Source organism: Arthrobacter sp. AG367 (genome assembly GCF_007828995.1).
Taxonomy (GTDB): domain Bacteria; phylum Actinomycetota; class Actinomycetes; order Actinomycetales; family Micrococcaceae; genus Arthrobacter.
Map to the genome: position 1 here is coordinate 56,574 of NZ_VIVE01000007.1, position 15,301 is coordinate 71,874.

Genomic DNA, 15,301 nt, shown 5'->3' on the forward strand with positions numbered 1-15,301 from the left:
GACGCACTTTCCGGCGGCGAAGGTCAATTGGCCCGGATCGTGACGCTTTTTGGACTGCCGCGGCGCTGGTTTCTGCCAAGCTTAAGGAACTATGTCGCACGCACATCACAAGATTGATTCCCACACTGTCGACTTCAAGGTGGACCCGGTGGTCCTGGAGCTCGGCCGGCGCTTCGTGGACGCCGGCCACGAGCTGTCCCTGGTGGGCGGTCCGGTGCGTGACCTGTTCCTTGGGCGGACCTCCCCCGACCTTGACTTCACCACCGACGCCACGCCGGACCAGACCGTGGCCCTGATCAAAAAGTGGGCGGACAACTTCTGGGAAATCGGGCGCGCCTTCGGCACCATTGGCATGCGCAAGGCCGGCTTCCAGATTGAGATCACCACGTACCGGGCCGAGGCGTACGATCCCGATTCTCGCAAGCCCGTGGTGGCGTTCGGTTCCTCGCTGACTGATGACCTGCTGCGCCGCGACTTCACCATCAACGCCATGGCGTTGAAGCTGCCCTCCATGGAGCTGGTGGACCCCTTCGGCGGCGTCCGCGACCTCCACGCCTCCGTGCTGGCCACCCCCGGCGCGCCGGAAGCGTCCTTCTCCGACGACCCCCTGCGGATGATGCGGGCCGCCAGGTTCGCCGCGCAGCTGGGCGTCTCGGTCCACGATGACGTGCGGGACGCAATGACAGGCATGGCGGAACGGATCAAAATCATCTCCGCCGAGCGCGTGCGGGATGAACTGGTCAAGCTGATTTGCGGTGCCCGGCCACGGACGGGAATCGACCTCCTGGTGGAAACCGGGCTGGCCGAGCATGTACTGCCCGAGGTTTCCGCCCTCCGCCTCGAATCCGACGAGCACCACCGGCATAAGGACGTCTACCAGCACTCGCTCCAGGTCCTGGAGCAGGCAGCCGAGCTCGAAACCGACGCGGAGGGTCCGGTGCCCGGACCGGACTTCGTGCTGCGCTTCGCTGCATTGATGCACGACGTCGGGAAGCCGGCTACGCGCCGCTTCGAACCGGGCGGCGCGGTGAGCTTCCGGCACCACGACATGGTGGGTGCCAAGCTCACCTCCAAGAGGATGAAGGCGCTGCGGTTCGACAATGACACCATCAAGGCCGTGGCACGCCTGGTGGAGCTCCACATGCGCTTCTACGGCTACGGCGACGCCGGGTGGAGCGACTCGGCCGTCCGCCGGTACGTGACCGATGCTGGTCCGCTGCTGGAGCGCCTGCACCGCCTGACCCGCTCCGACGTCACCACCCGGAACCAGCGCAAGGCCGAGCGCCTGGCCTTCGCCTACGACGACCTCGAAGCCCGCATCGACGCACTCCGGGAACAGGAGTCCCTGGACGCAGTGCGCCCGGACCTGGACGGGGCCAGGATCATGGCCGTGCTGGGACTCAAACCGGGGCCTGTGGTGGGCCGCGCCTACAAGTTCCTCCTGAATGAACGGATGGAACACGGACCACTGCCTACCGCGGAAGCTGAGGCGCGCCTGCTCCGGTGGTGGGCCGAACAGCCTGAATCAGCACCTGCCGGACCCGGCCCTGGAGTCTCTTCCGCCGCCGTCGAACCTTCACCCGTTGAGGAGTCCAAGTGACCAACCCCGCCTTTGCCCCGCGCCCCCAGCTCTGGATCCTCCGCCACGGCGAAACCGAATGGTCAAAGAGCGGGCAGTACACCGGCCTCACCGACCTCCCCCTCACGGTGGAAGGCGAGCAGCAGGCCGTGGAGGCCCGCAAGGTGCTGGACGGCGTCGACTTCGACCTGGTGCTCACGTCCCCGCTGCGGCGGGCACGGCGGACAGCCGAACTCGCCGGCTTCCCCGATGCCCGGCATGAACCGCTCGCGGTCGAATGGAACTATGGCGACTACGAGGGCATCAGTTCGGACCTGATCCGCAAGGACAACCCCGACTACCTGATCTGGACCCACGGCGTGCCCAACGGGGAGACACTCGACGAGGTTGCCGCCAGGGCGGACAAAATCATCGGCCGGATCCTGGAATCCGGGATGGACAATGTGCTGATCGTGGCGCACGGGCACTTCTCCCGGATCCTCACCGCGCGCTGGCTGGAATTGCCGCCCACGGAAGGCCGGCATTTCATCCTGGGCACGGCGAAGGTCTGCACGCTTGGATGGGACAAGAAGACCCCCGCCATTGTCCGCTGGGGCCTCTAAATACCCCTATTCAAAAGTTTTCTTCTTTTCTCCGGAAATTGCTGGTCTTCCGCGAATTCCTGGGGTACCTTTATTCCTGACCCCACGGCAATCTGCCGGGGTCAAAGACCGCATTGCAATCCACGCAGCGGACAGTAGAAAAGGAGGTTGGGATAATGATGACTTTGACTGGCGAATGGAATGCCTCCATCAATGCGTTCCCGGCCTTTGCTGATCCTGTGCGCGTGGCTTCGGTCAACTCGGGTTACCGCCGGCCGGCGGACCTCCCGGGCCTGCTGCGACGCCGCTAGGCGCCAGCCACCTGGCCGCGGGCCACGGTGCCAGTACCGTCAAGGCCCAGGCGGGACTCCATGTCGAAGACGGGCCGTCCAGGCCGGACCACCGTGCTTCTCCGCTGACTTCCGGGAACTGCTGCTGCCCAGGCCTCCCCTTCGCAGCCGCATAGTCCCGCATTTGCCACAGCTCTCCCACCGGCATTGCGGTTCACTCCCGGCTCCCGGTAGTCCGCGCTGCCACTGCGCTCCTGGGCAATTCCACTAATTCCCTCGGTGAATTCCTTGCGCCCAAATTTCCGCGCTTTTGCGCACTGAAAAGGGGTGCTAATTCGCCATGCACTTTTGTGCCTTATAACCGAAGAAAGGAGGTGGCTCCCTTGATGCAAAAAATCATGGGACTCCTGTCCCGGCCCCTGCAGCGCCGCAGTTCCTTTAACAGCGCCCTGCTGGAGCAGCACCGGAACGACGTTTTCGTGCTCATGCACCAGCAAATAGGTGGCCTGCGCTGACGGGCCGGCCCCCAAACCCCCGGGAGGGGGCCGGCTGTAAGCTCGAAGCCATGCACGAGACCCAGTCGCCGGACAGTGGACGACGGCCCCGAATCGTAGTGCCCAGCCGCAGCGATGCCCTGCTGCGGAATTTCACCGAGGTGATCGGCGGCCCGCTGGGATCCAGGACAGATCCCGGCGTGGTCTCCCCCGGTATCTACTCGGTGGAACGGGTGCTCATTGTCCTCACGGCCCTGGCAGCCCTGGTGGGGGTCCTGCTGAAGGGCTATTGCAGGGCCAACGGCTGGGAGACGCCCACGCAGTTCTATGCCACGTGTTACTCGGATTTCCCCGAATTGTTCCGCAACCGCGGCATGGCCGCGGGAATCTTTCCCATCCTGGGCAGCGGCAGCCAGTTCGAATACCCGGTGCTCCTTGGGCTGATCGCGGGTGTGACGGCCTGGCTGGTACCCGGCGGAGAGGCCGGTGCCCGCGCCCTGGCCTACTTTGACATCAACGCGGTGCTGCTGGCGGCGGTGGCCATGGCCACCGTGCTGGTGACAGCACGCATGCCCGGCCGCCGTCCGTGGGATGCGGCCATGGTGGCGGTGGCCCCGGGGATCGTGCTGGCCGGAACCATCAACTGGGACCTTTGGGCCGCATGCCTGCTTGCCCTGGGGATGTACTTCTTTGCCCGGCAACGGCTTGTACCCGCAGGGGTCATGATTGGCCTCGCCACGGCCACCAAGCTGTATCCGCTGCTGGTGCTGGGCGCCATCCTGCTGCTTGCAGTACGCACGGGAAGATGGCGCCCGCTGCTGGTGGCCGGCGGCAGCGCGGCCGCCACCTGGCTGGCAGTGAACCTGCCGTTCGCGGCTGCCAACCCTTCCGGGTGGGCCTTCTTCTTCCAGTACAGCGCTGAGCGGGGCGCCGGGTACAGCTCAGCCTGGTTTGCCTACAACCTGGTGGCGGACAGGCTGGGCTGGTCCGGGCTTGGCGCCGGTGCCGTCAGCATGTTTTCCACCGGGTTCTTTGCCGTGGCCTGTGCAGGCATTGCCGCTGTTGCGTTGACGGCCCCCCGCCGTCCCCGCATGGCGCAGCTCGCCTTCCTGATCGTGGCGGCCTTCATCCTTAGCAGCAAGGTGTATTCGCCCCAATACGTGGTGTGGCTCATTCCGCTGCTGGCCCTGGCGCGGCCGCGGTGGCGCGACTTCCTGGTCTGGCAGGGCATCGAAGCCCTGCATTGGGCTGCGATATGGATGTACCTTGGACAGGTGACCAGCGCAGGTTCCTCCCAGCACAACCTGGACATGCCCTACTACGTCCTGGCGGTGGCCGCGCATATGGCCGCGGTGGCCTATCTCATGGCACGCGTCGTCTGGGATATTTACGATCCCGCCTATGATCCCATCCGCCGCCACCACCTGGACGACCCCCACGGCGGCCCCTTCTCCAACGCGCCGGACCGGATCCGGCTCAAGCTGCCGGCTTCATTCCGCGCGGCGAAGGCGGGGTCCCGTGCCTGATGTGGCAGTAGTAGGGTCCGGCCCCAACGGACTCTCCGCGGCCGCGGTGATGGCGCGGGCCGGCCTGTCAGTGGAGGTCTTCGAGGCCGCAGCGACGATTGGCGGCGGAACCCGGACTACGGAGTTGATGCAGCCCGGGCACTTCCATGATGTCTGCTCCGCCGTGCACCCAATGGCTGTGGCGTCCCCTTTCTTCCGCGCTTTCGAGTTGCCCCGAAGGGTGGACCTCATCACCCCGGACGTGTCCTTCGGTTCCCCGCTGGAAGGTGGCCGGGCAGCCCTGGCCTATCAATCGATGGACAGGACCGTTGAAGGACTGGGCCGGGACGGACCCGCGTACCGCCGGCTCATGGAGCCACTGGTCCGCCACATTGACGACGTCATGGACTTCACCCAAAACCAACTCCTCCGGATCCCCCGGAACCCCCTGGTGGCCGGCGTCTACGGCCTGCGGACCCTGGAACAAGGGACCGGGCTGTGGAACCTTCGGTTCCGGGAGGAACTGGCGCCGGCCCTCCTCAGCGGTGTGGCCGCCCATGCCATCTCCCACCTGCCCTCCCTCGCCGCCTCCGGAGCCGGGCTGATGCTTGGTGCCCTGGGACACGCCGTGGGATGGCCCATCCCCCGCGGCGGTTCCGCATCCATCGCGGCAGCCCTCGCGGACGACATCCGCGCCCACGGAGGAGTCATCCACACCGGAACCCCGATTGACCGGTTGGAACAGCTTCCTGCCACCCGCGCCACGCTGCTGGACGTGGCACCCCGAGGGTTGCTGGACATGGCAGGGGAATCACTTCCCGGACATTACCGGCGGGCCCTGGAACGCTTCCGTTACGGCAATGGCTCGTGCAAGGTGGACTTCATCCTGTCCGGGCCGGTGCCGTGGCAGGCCAGCGGACTTTCCGACGCCGGCACCGTGCACGTGGGCGGCACGCGGGCCGAGCTGGCACGCTCGGAAAACGAAGTCAGTGCCGGACGCCATCCTGAACGGCCATATGTGCTCGTGGCCCAGCCGTCCCGCTTCGACGCAGGCCGCGCCCCTGCAGGCCGGCACACACTGTGGACGTACTGCCATGTTCCCTCCGGCTCGACGAAGGACATGACCAGCCAGGTTGCCGCGCAGCTGGAACGGTTCGCCCCGGGATTCCGCGATCTTGTGGTGGAATCACACGTCATCACCGCAGCGGAGTTGGCTGAATACAACCGGAACTACATTGGGGGCGATTTCAGCGCCGGCATTATGGACGTCCGGGGTCTGGTCCAGAAGCCGGTGGTGTCCCCCATCCCGTGGCGGACGCCGCTGCTGGGCGTCTACCTGTGTTCGTCGTCGACACCGCCGGGTCCCGGGGTGACGGGCATGCCCGGGCTGCATGCCGCAACGTCCGCCCTGAAGGACGTCTTCAAACTGCCGGTGCCGGACCTGGGGCTCTCATAACGCTCCATGACCCGGGACTGAACACGCGTGGCGCTGATGTCAGCCGGCCCGGGGGATAATGGCGCGATGGGGAAAACAACAAAACTTTCGCTTGCCATAACTGCGCTCATTATCGGAACCTCGCTGGTGGCCTGCGATGACGGAAAGTCCGGCGCCGAAGCCGCGGCACGGCAGCTGGCCGGCGCAGTCTCGGCGCTCGATGTAGGGTCCGTGGCTTTCGACGGCAAGGACGCCGCCGCAGCGAACGACCAGCTGCACCAGGTCTTCGCGGCCCTGGACCCGCAAAAGCCCGAGGTCCAGGCAGGCGGACTCACGCTGGACGGGGACAAGGCCTCCGCACCCCTGAACTACACCTGGAAGTTCGGCGACGCGGAATGGAAGTACACCATCGCAGCGAACTTCAGGAAGTCCGGCGATAAATGGCTCACCGTCTGGGATCCGGCCATCCTGGCACCGGGCCTCGGGGACAGCGAAATCGTGACCAAAGGATCCCAGACCCCCCAGCGCGCAGACATCCTGGGCGCCGGAGACGTCCCGCTGGTGACCTACCGCCCCGTGGTGAATGTGGGCATCGACAAGCCCCAGTTGGGCAGCGCAGACCCCGCCGATTCCGCCGGCAAACTGGCTGCCCTGGTGGGAGTGGACCCTGCCGCCTACGTGCAGCAGGTCAAGGCAGCAGGTGCCCAGGCCTTTGTTTCCGCCATCACCCTCCGCGAAGAGGGCCGGACCATCACCGATGCACAGATCCAGGCCATTCCCGGCGCCCGCGGCATCCCGGCATCCATCCCCCTGGCCCCGAGCAGGACGTTTGCCCGGGCCGTGCTCGGGTCGGTAGGGGAAGCGACGGCGGAACAAATCGAGGCGTCCGATGGCGCCCTGGCCCCCGGGGACGTCACGGGCATCGGAGGGCTCCAGCAGCAGTATGACGAGCAGCTCCGCGGATCGGACGCCGTCGTCATCCGCGCGCAACGGGCCGACCTCACGCGCGAACAGATCCAATCCGCCGGCACCGACCCCCGCCGCGTCCTCTTCCAGGTGGAGCCCAAGCCCGGGACGCCGCTGAAGACCACCCTCGATCCGCGGCTGCAGACGCTGGCTGAGGGCATCCTGGAGCCGGTGGGTCCGGCGTCAGCCATCGTGGCCCTCCGACCCTCCACCGGAGCCGTGCTGGCAGCGGCTTCCGGGCCCGGCAGCAACGGCTATAATACGGCAATGCTGGGACAGTACGCCCCGGGATCGATCTTCAAGATGGTGGATTCCCTGGCCATGTTCCGGAACGGGATGACGCCCGACTCCACCATCCAGTGCACCCCCACGCTCACGGTGGACGGGCGGACCTTCAAAAACTCGGAAGGCTACCCCGAGACCTCTTTGGGCGCGGTGACCCTGCGGGACGCCTTTGCCCACTCCTGCAACACTGCCTTCATCTCCCAGCGTGACTCTGTGTCGCAGGGCCAGCTTGAAGCCGCTGCCACGTCCATGGGAGTGGCGGTGGAGGCGCCGAAACTTGGCGCCGAAGCCTTCCTGGGCTCCGTTCCAGGGCAGGCGCAGGGCACCGAACACGCAGCGTCCATGATTGGCCAGGGCAAGGTATTGCTCTCCCCGTTGGCCGCAGCAATCATGGCCGGCTCCGTGGCCAAGGGCGCCCCCGTCGCCGCGCAGCTGGTCCTCAACCCCGACGCCGGTGCGCCCGCTGCCGGAACAACGGCAGGTTCCACTGCCCCCGCGGCCGACCGGTCCGCAACCGCCGCTGCCGAGGCACCCTCCACCGCCTCGGACAAGCCGATCACGGCTGCGGAGGCGGCGTCGCTGGCAGACATGATGCGCGCCGTCGTCACGTCCGGCCACGCAGGGTTCCTGTCCAGCGTCCCCGGGGCACCGGTAGGGGCGAAGACCGGAACCGCCGAATTCGGCACCGAGACTCCGCTAAAGACGCACGCCTGGATCGTGGCCGTCCACGGGGACCTGGCCGTAGCCGTCTTCGTGGAGGACGGCGGCCTGGGCGCCACCACCTCCGGCCCGCTGCTGAAGCAGTTCCTCACCGCCGCCGGCTAGGGGACCCCGCCAGGCAAGGGACCGGCGTGGGAGGATTGACGGTGTGGCCCATATTGACGTTTCCGGCATCGACTACTTCCTCTCCGACGGCACCCAGCTCCTGAACGGAGTGACCTTCAAGGTCCCTGACGGCACCAAGACCGCCCTCATCGGGCCCAACGGCACTGGGAAGACCACGCTGTTCCGGATCATCGCCGGAGACCTGATCCCGGACGAGGGCGTCATTGGGCGGTCCGGAAACATGGGCATCATGCGCCAGTTCGTGGGGCAGGTGCGGGACGGCTCCACTGTCCGGGACCTCCTGGTGTCCGCCGCTCCCCCGGCCCTGGCAGCCGCTGCCCGCGAGGTGGATGACGCCGAGCTGGCCATGATGGAGGACGACGACGAGCCCACCCAGATGCGGTACGCCCAGGCCATCGTGGACTGGGGGGACGCCGGCGGCTACGACGTCGAGACCGTCTGGGACGAGGTCTGCATGGCCGCGCTGGGACTGCCCTTTGACCGCGCACAGCACCGCCCGGCGTCGACCCTTTCCGGCGGCGAGCAGAAGCGCCTGGTGCTGGAAGCACTGTTCGCCGGCCCGGACGATCTCCTCCTTTTGGACGAGCCGGACAACTACCTTGACGTGCCGGGCAAGCGCTGGCTCGAGGAGAAGCTCAATGACTCCAGGAAAACCGTCTTCTTCATCAGCCACGACCGCGAGCTGCTGAACAACGCCGCCGGGCGCATTGTCACCCTTGAGCCGGGGATCAACGGGGCCGCCGCGTGGATCCACGGGGGCGGATTCGAATCGTACGTGGAGGCCCGGGCGGACCGGAACGCCCGGTTCGAGGAATTGCGCAAGCGCTGGGACGAGGAGCACATCAAGCTCAAGGAACTCGTCAACATGTACAAGAACAAGGCCGCGTTCCGCTCCGACATGGCCAACCGCTACCATGCCGCCCAGACCCGGCTGGCAAAGTTCCTTGAAGTGGGGCCGCCCGAGGCGCTGCCCATCGAGCAGAACGTGCAAATGAGGCTCAAAGGCGGACGGACCGCCAAGCGCGCCATCGTGGCGGAGAAGCTGGAACTCACCGGGCTCATGAAGCCCTTTTCCACGGAAGTGTGGTTCGGCGACCGCGTGGGCGTGCTGGGCTCCAATGGTTCCGGCAAGTCGCACTTCCTGCGGCTGCTGGCCACTGGCGGGACTGACCCGGAACGCGAACACCTGCCCGTGTCCGATGTTGACATCGCCGAGGTACCGCACGAAGGCACCGTCAAGCTCGGTGCCAGGATCCGGCCGGGATTCTTTGCCCAGACCCATGTCCGTCCCGACCTGCTGGGAAAGACCCTGCTGGAAATCCTGCACCGCGGCGATGAACACCGTTCCGGGCTGGGCCGGGAGGCCGCCGCGGGTGCCCTGGACGGCTACGGCCTGGCGGGACAGTCGGAACAGAAGTATGAGTCACTCTCCGGCGGCCAGCAGGCGCGGTTCCAGATCCTCCTGCTTCAGCTCAGTGGTGCCACCCTGCTTCTGCTGGACGAGCCCACGGACAACCTGGACCTGCACTCCGCTGAAGCGCTGGAGCGGGCCATTGACCACTTCGAGGGAACTGTCCTGGCGGTCACCCACGACCGCTGGTTTGCCCGGACCTTCGACCGGTTCCTGGTATTCGGCTCCGACGGGAAGGTGTACGAGTCGGCGGAGCCGGTGTGGGACGAACAGAGGGTGGCGCGCAGCCGCTGAGCTGTCCCGGCCACCACATGAGCAAATGATCATGAGTTGATATCATTTGCTCATGAAAACGGACGAGCGGCACAGGACCATTGCCGAAATCCTCCGGCGGCAGCCGGAGGTGAGCGTCGAGGACCTGATGCAGGCCTGCGCCGCCTCTGGCGCAACCATCCGCCGGGACCTTGAAGTACTGGCCGGCCACGGTGTGCTCCGCAGGGTCCACGGCGGCGCCAGGAGCCTGATAGGCCACGGCCGCAACCCGGGCTACGGACAGCGGGAGCTGGAGGACCGGGATGCCAAGAAGCGCATCGCAGCTGCCGTGGCCGGCCTGCTGGCCGACGGCGAACACGTCTGGCTGGACAGCGGCAGCACGGCAACCGAAGTGGCGCGGGCAGCGGCCGGCCGGCAGGTGACCCTGATGCCCATGTCCCTGCAGGCCCTCAATGCGGCTGCAGGCGGTGACGGTGCCGCAGGCTCCCGCCCCGCCCTGCTGCTGCCGGGTGGAAGCGTGGTGCCCGGTGAACTCTGTTTCCGCGGACCGCTGGCCGAGTCCAACATCAGGTCCCTGCGTTTTGACACCGCGGTGGTCACGCCCTGCGCAGTGGACTTCCGCGACGGCCTGCTGGCCCACGACCTCGACGATGCCGCGGTGAAGAAGGCCGGCCTGGAAGCTGCGGCACGAGTGGTGGTGGCCGCCTCCGCGGGAAAGTGGCAGGCCAGCGCCCGGGTGCTCGTCGCCGGCCTGGAAAAAGTGGATGTCATCGTGACGGACCGGCAATTCAGCGCCCAGGACCATGCCGACCTTAAAAAATACTCTGTGGAAGTAGTGTACGTATGAGCTCCAGTACAGGTAAGGAACAGCAGGCAGGCTTGAGAGCCGCCGCCGCAGCCACGTTCGTGGTCTTCGGGATCAACGGACTCGTGTTCGCAAGCTGGGCGGCCAGGATCCCTGCCGTTACGCAGACGCTGCACATCACGTCGGGGCAAATGGGCACGCTGCTGCTGTGCACGGCCGTAGGCTCACTGCTGGCACTTCCCACCGCCGGCCTGGTGGTCGGCAGGATTGGCACCGCCAACACGGTCCGCTTTGCGGGCTTGCTGGCGGCGGCCGCAGGTGTGGGAATCGCCCTGTCGCTTTCGGCCACGTCCATTCCCGGAACAGCGGTTTCGCTGTTCTTCTTTGGCATTGGCATTGGTCTTTGGGATGTGGCACAGAACATCGAAGGGGCCGACGTGGAGCACAAGCTCCGTCGCACCATCATGCCCCAGTTCCACGCGGCCTTCAGCGGCGGCGCATTCGTTGGCGCCCTGGTGGGTGCAGGGCTTTCCACCCTGGGTGTGGACCTGCCGCTGCATCTCATGGCGATTGCAGCCGTGGTGGTGCTGGTGGCATTGACCGTGCCACGCTACTTCCTTCCCCACATCTCCACCGCCCCCGTGGAGGGGGAGCCGAAACCCGCCAAGGGACCGTCCGCGTGGCGGGACAGCAGGACACTGCTCATCGGCGTCGTGGTCCTGGGCGCCACCCTCACCGAGGGAGCGGGCAACGACTGGATCGCCAAGGCCTCAGTGGACGGGCTCGCGGCCTCCGAATCCACCGGCGCCCTCATGTTCGCCCTCTTCGTCCTGGCCATGACCGCCATGCGGTTCCTGGGCGGCCGAGTCATTGACGCATACGGACGGGTGGCAGTCCTGCGGGCCAGCATGGCCGCAGCGGCCGCGGGCCTGGGCCTTTTTGTGCTGGCGCCCAATATCTGGCTGGCCGGCATCGGTGCAGCCCTGTGGGGCGTCGGCGCCGCCCTGGCTTTCCCCATGGGCATGTCCGCTGCGTCCGATGACCCACGGCACTCAGCCGCACGCGTTTCCGTTGTATCCACTTTGGGGTATATATCATTCCTTGCTGGACCACCGCTGCTGGGCTACCTCGGTGACCTCACCGGTATCCACACCGCGCTGCTGGCCATCATGGCACCCATCCTGGTGGCGCTGCTTCTTGCCGGTGCCGCGAGGCCCCTTAACGCGGTCGAGGAAGCCGCCGGGCAGGAAGCCGCCAAGCGGGACTAGACATTGGGTTAGGGTGATCACATGCAAAGCGCCAGGCCGCGGGGGAGAAGCTGGATCAGCCGCCTCGATAGATACCTTCTCAAGCATGTATCCAACCTGCCCGGCGGCAACCACGATGTGTTCTTCCGCCGGCTTTCCGCCTCGGCCAACCACGGAAAGCTCTGGATGGGAGCGGCGGCCGTCCTGGCGTTGTTTCCCGGCAAGACGCGGAGGGCAGCTCTGCATGGGCTGATCGCCCAAGGGGTGGCCTCCGCCGTGACCAACGTGGTGTTCAAGACGCTGCTCCCCCGGACCCGCCCGCTCCCCGAACATCTTCCGGTATTCCGCTTCGTGCATCCACAGCCCACCAGTTCCTCCATGCCATCGGGGCATTCGGCGTCTGCGATAGCGTTCGCAGTCGGGGCAGGCTTGGTCCGCCCGGCCGTAGGTGCTGCCCTGGCTCCCGCAGCCGTGGGAGTCGCCTATTCGCGGGTTCACACCGGCGCCCACTGGCCGTCGGACGTCCTCTTCGGTTCGGCCCTTGGTGCCGGTGCTGCGCTGGTGACCCGCCATTGGTGGCCGGTTCGTCCGCCGATTCCGCAGACGACCAGGGCATGGACCAGTGCGCCTGAGTTGCCGGGCGGCGAGGGTCTGAGCATTGTGGTCAACACCTTGGGCGGATCCTTCAAGGAGGAGACGGCGTCAGCACTTAAGGAAGTATTTCCCAAAGCGCATATAAACACCGTGCAGCCGGACGAGGACCTGGTGCAACGGATCGCCGCCACCGCCGACTTCCCTGGCACCCGCGCCCTGGGCGTGTGGGGCGGTGACGGAACGGTCGGCGCAGCTGCCGCCGCCGCCGTCGCACGTTCGATTCCCCTGCTGGTCCTGCCCGGCGGCACCCTGAACCACTTTGCGCGCGACGCGGGGACGGGGAGCCTGAAGGATGCGGTGGATGCGGCCAGCAAAGGTGAAGCGGCCCTGGCGGACATCGGGGTGGTGACGGCGGAACGGGGCCTGGCGGGAAGCCCGGAGGTCTCCGAAATGGTCATGCTGAACACCTCCAGCGTCGGCCTTTATCCGAACTTTGTCCGCCGCCGGGAACACCTGCAACCGGCGCTCGGGAAGCCGCTGGCAGGGGTGGTGGCCATGTTCAGGACCTTTGCGGCAGGCACCCCAACCACCCTGTCCGTGGACGGCGTTGTGCGCAAGGTGTGGATTGCCTATCTGGGCAGGGGGCGTTATTACCCCCGGGACCATGCGCCCTTGTTCCGGCCGGTGATGGATGACGGCGTGCTGGACGTCCGGATGATCACGGCTGACGAATCCTTTGCCCGGCTGCGGCTGCTGTGGTCCGTGCTGACGGGAACAGTGGCAAGCTCCCGCATCACCCACCTGCGGGAGGCCACAGAGGTAAGGATCGACGCCGGAGGCGCACCCATGGCGCTGGCGGTGGATGGCGAAGCGCTGGCCGGCGTGCGCAGCGTCGCATACCGGATCCAGCCGAAGGCGCTGACGTATTACTCCCCGCGCCGCTGACCACGTGGACGTGGGGGAAGTAACTACCCTGATTCTCCCCTGAATCAACCCTGATTCCGGGAAAAAGCTGCCCGGGCATCGGTAGCGTAAGGCATGAACACCCACCGAAAGTCGTCTGCAGCCGCGCGCTGCCGTGCAAAGGATTCTTCATGATCGAGACAAACGGGCTGACCAAGGTCTACGGCGCCAAAACCGCCGTGGCCGGCGTCAGCTTTACCGTCAGGGCAGGGCAAGTGACCGGCTTCCTGGGCCCCAACGGGGCAGGAAAATCCACCACCATGCGGATGATCATGGGACTGGACCGGCCGACGTCGGGCTCGGTCACCGTGAACGGCCTGCCGTACGTCCGGCACAAGGCACCCCTGCGCGAAGTGGGTGCCCTTCTCGATGCCAAGGCGGTCCACACCAGCCGCAGTGCCTACAACCACCTGCTGGCCATGGCGGCCACGCACAGCATCCCCAAATCCCGGGTGCACGAGGTGATTGAAATGACGGGGCTGGAGGCCGTGGCACGCAAGAAGGCCGGCGGCTTCTCCCTGGGGATGGGCCAGCGGCTGGGCATAGCGGCAGCCTTGCTGGGGGACCCGCAGACCCTCATCCTGGATGAACCCGTCAACGGCCTGGACCCGGAAGGTGTGGTCTGGGTGCGGAACCTGGTCCGCTACCTCGCAGGGCAGGGACGCACGGTTTTCCTTTCCAGCCACCTGATGAGCGAGATGGCCCAGACCGCCGACCACCTGATCGTCATTGGGCGCGGCCGCGTGATTGCCGACGCACCCATCCGTGACATCATCACCGGCAAGGGGCAGGCACGGGTCCGGGTGCGTACCGACGAACCCGACCGTCTCTACCAGCTGCTCGCCGGACGGGGCGCGTCCATCGACGTCCCGGAGCGGGAACTGCTCGAAGTAACGGGCCTGGAGCCCAGGACCATCGCGGCGGCCGCCCTGGAAAACCACGTCATGGTCTACGAACTGACGCCGCTCGTCGCCAGCCTCGAGGAGGCGTACATGGAACTGACCAAGGACGACGTCGAATACCACTCCCTGCCCGCCGCGGAGGTAAGCAAGTAATGAGCGTAACCACCACCGAACCCACGTCTTCGCCTGACCCCGCATCCTCCGCCGGTGGCCGCAGCCCCCGTGCCGGTGGACGGGCCCTGCCCGGCCCCACGTTCTTCCGGGTGCTCAACTCGGAAGTCATCAAGTTCCGCAGCCTCCTTTCCACGCTGATCCTGCTCGCTTCCACGGCGGTGGTCATGGTCGGGTTCGGCGCGCTGTCCGCGTGGGGGACGGGCCAGTTCGCCGACGCGGCCACAAGGGATCCGCAGGCCGCGGCGCGGATGGCATCGCAGGGCGGCGATCTTGCCGTCAGCGTGCCCACCTCCGGCATCGCCTTCGCCCAGCTGATCCTGGGGTCCCTTGGTGTGCTCCTGATGAGCTCGGAATTCACCACCGGGATGGCCCGGTCCACCTTCGCGGCCGTGCCCAGGCGGCTTCCCGCATTCGCTGCAAAGCTCGTGGTGGTCATGGTGACGTCATTCGTGGTTACCGCCGTCTCCACCTGGGTGGCAGGACTGGTGGCCGTGCCCATCCTGGACAACTATGGCCTCACGCTCGACCTTGGCAGTTCCCAGTCGGTGAAGCTCCTTCTGGTCAACAGCATCTATGTGGCCGCCGTCGCCGCCATCGGCATGGCCCTGGGCACTCTCATCAGGAATTCCGCCGGCGGCATCATGAGCCTGGTGGGCATCTTCTTCGTGGCACCCATCGCCTTCCAGCTCATTCCCGGGGACTTCTTCAAGGAGGCCCGCAAGTACCTGCCCGGCAATACCGTTGATCCGCTGACGGCGGCCCAGCATGTTCCGGACACCCTGGAAGCCTGGCAGGCGGCACTGGTCCTTGGCGCCTGGGTCATCGTCCCCGTCCTGCTCGCGGCAGTCCTGTTGAAGCGGCGGGACGTTTAGCGGCCAACCACTGCTGACGCCCCCGGCGAGAGGGACGGCGCGTGGTTTCCGGCACATTACAAAAGTGCATGGCGGGAAA

General features: G+C 66.5%; 13 protein-coding genes. All 13 read left to right on the forward strand.

Annotated elements, in window-relative coordinates; genetic code table 11:
- The first annotated feature begins 91 nt into the window (after window positions 1-91).
- On the forward strand, window positions 92-1,600 hold the full coding sequence (locus tag FB478_RS16505) for a CCA tRNA nucleotidyltransferase (protein ID WP_144601139.1): 1,509 nt from the start codon (window positions 92-94) through the stop codon (window positions 1,598-1,600).
- A complete protein-coding gene (locus tag FB478_RS16510) occupies window positions 1,597-2,181 on the forward strand; it encodes a histidine phosphatase family protein (protein ID WP_018769863.1) in 585 nt (194 codons plus the stop codon). The genes FB478_RS16505 and FB478_RS16510 overlap by 4 nt, the downstream gene beginning before the upstream one ends.
- A 155-nt stretch (window positions 2,182-2,336) precedes the next feature.
- Window positions 2,337-2,471 carry a hypothetical protein gene (locus tag FB478_RS21405; protein WP_018769862.1) on the forward strand — a complete coding sequence of 45 codons (135 nt, stop codon included), beginning with the start codon at window positions 2,337-2,339 and terminating at the stop codon, window positions 2,469-2,471.
- A gap of 362 nt (window positions 2,472-2,833) precedes the next feature.
- On the forward strand, window positions 2,834-2,965 hold the full coding sequence (locus tag FB478_RS21410; RefSeq protein ID WP_261377430.1) for a hypothetical protein: 132 nt from the start codon (window positions 2,834-2,836) through the stop codon (window positions 2,963-2,965).
- Window positions 2,966-3,015: 50 nt separating this feature from the next.
- Window positions 3,016-4,470 carry a glycosyltransferase family 87 protein gene (locus tag FB478_RS16515; RefSeq protein ID WP_056392345.1) on the forward strand — a complete coding sequence of 485 codons (1,455 nt, stop codon included), beginning with the start codon at window positions 3,016-3,018 and terminating at the stop codon, window positions 4,468-4,470.
- On the forward strand, window positions 4,463-5,905 hold the full coding sequence (locus tag FB478_RS16520; protein ID WP_018769858.1) for an NAD(P)/FAD-dependent oxidoreductase: 1,443 nt from the start codon (window positions 4,463-4,465) through the stop codon (window positions 5,903-5,905). The genes FB478_RS16515 and FB478_RS16520 overlap by 8 nt, the downstream gene beginning before the upstream one ends.
- A gap of 66 nt (window positions 5,906-5,971) precedes the next feature.
- Complete coding sequence (locus FB478_RS16525; protein WP_144601140.1) at window positions 5,972-7,960, forward strand: penicillin-binding transpeptidase domain-containing protein; 1,989 nt, start codon at window positions 5,972-5,974, stop codon at window positions 7,958-7,960.
- Window positions 7,961-8,003: 43 nt separating this feature from the next.
- Window positions 8,004-9,686 (forward strand): ABC-F family ATP-binding cassette domain-containing protein, encoded by a 1,683-nt coding sequence (locus FB478_RS16530; RefSeq protein WP_144601141.1) that lies wholly within the window; start codon window positions 8,004-8,006, stop codon window positions 9,684-9,686.
- Between the two features lie 52 nt (window positions 9,687-9,738).
- The gene (locus tag FB478_RS16535; RefSeq protein WP_018769855.1) at window positions 9,739-10,512 is read left to right on the forward strand and encodes a DeoR/GlpR family DNA-binding transcription regulator; all 774 of its coding nucleotides are present in this window, start codon (window positions 9,739-9,741) and stop codon (window positions 10,510-10,512) included.
- Window positions 10,509-11,738, forward strand: coding sequence for an MFS transporter (locus FB478_RS16540; RefSeq protein WP_134164857.1), 1,230 nt, complete (start codon window positions 10,509-10,511; stop codon window positions 11,736-11,738). The genes FB478_RS16535 and FB478_RS16540 overlap by 4 nt, the downstream gene beginning before the upstream one ends.
- 21 nt (window positions 11,739-11,759) lie before the next feature.
- The gene (locus tag FB478_RS16545; RefSeq protein ID WP_134164858.1) at window positions 11,760-13,256 is read left to right on the forward strand and encodes a bifunctional phosphatase PAP2/diacylglycerol kinase family protein; all 1,497 of its coding nucleotides are present in this window, start codon (window positions 11,760-11,762) and stop codon (window positions 13,254-13,256) included.
- 149 nt (window positions 13,257-13,405) lie between these two features.
- Window positions 13,406-14,329, forward strand: a complete 924-nt coding sequence (locus tag FB478_RS16550; protein WP_144601142.1) for an ABC transporter ATP-binding protein — start codon at window positions 13,406-13,408, stop codon at window positions 14,327-14,329.
- A complete protein-coding gene (locus FB478_RS16555; RefSeq protein WP_186447824.1) occupies window positions 14,329-15,222 on the forward strand; it encodes an ABC transporter permease in 894 nt (297 codons plus the stop codon). Before FB478_RS16550 ends, FB478_RS16555 begins: the two co-directional genes overlap by 1 nt.
- The last annotated feature ends 79 nt before the right edge of the window (window positions 15,223-15,301 follow it).

Excerpts from the sequence above, each read along its gene's own strand:
- FB478_RS16505 (WP_144601139.1), top strand. The coding sequence starts at position 92 with ATGTCGCACGCACATCACAAGATTGATTCCCACACTGTCGACTTCAAG.
- FB478_RS21405 (WP_018769862.1), top strand. The coding sequence starts at position 2,337 with ATGATGACTTTGACTGGCGAATGGAATGCCTCCATCAATGCGTTCCCG.
- FB478_RS16515 (WP_056392345.1), top strand. The coding sequence starts at position 3,016 with ATGCACGAGACCCAGTCGCCGGACAGTGGACGACGGCCCCGAATCGTA.
- FB478_RS16525 (WP_144601140.1), top strand. The coding sequence starts at position 5,972 with ATGGGGAAAACAACAAAACTTTCGCTTGCCATAACTGCGCTCATTATC.
- FB478_RS16535 (WP_018769855.1), top strand. The coding sequence starts at position 9,739 with ATGAAAACGGACGAGCGGCACAGGACCATTGCCGAAATCCTCCGGCGG.
- FB478_RS16540 (WP_134164857.1), top strand. The coding sequence starts at position 10,509 with ATGAGCTCCAGTACAGGTAAGGAACAGCAGGCAGGCTTGAGAGCCGCC.
- FB478_RS16545 (WP_134164858.1), top strand. The coding sequence starts at position 11,760 with ATGCAAAGCGCCAGGCCGCGGGGGAGAAGCTGGATCAGCCGCCTCGAT.
- FB478_RS16550 (WP_144601142.1), top strand. The coding sequence starts at position 13,406 with ATGATCGAGACAAACGGGCTGACCAAGGTCTACGGCGCCAAAACCGCC.
- FB478_RS16555 (WP_186447824.1), top strand. The coding sequence starts at position 14,329 with ATGAGCGTAACCACCACCGAACCCACGTCTTCGCCTGACCCCGCATCC.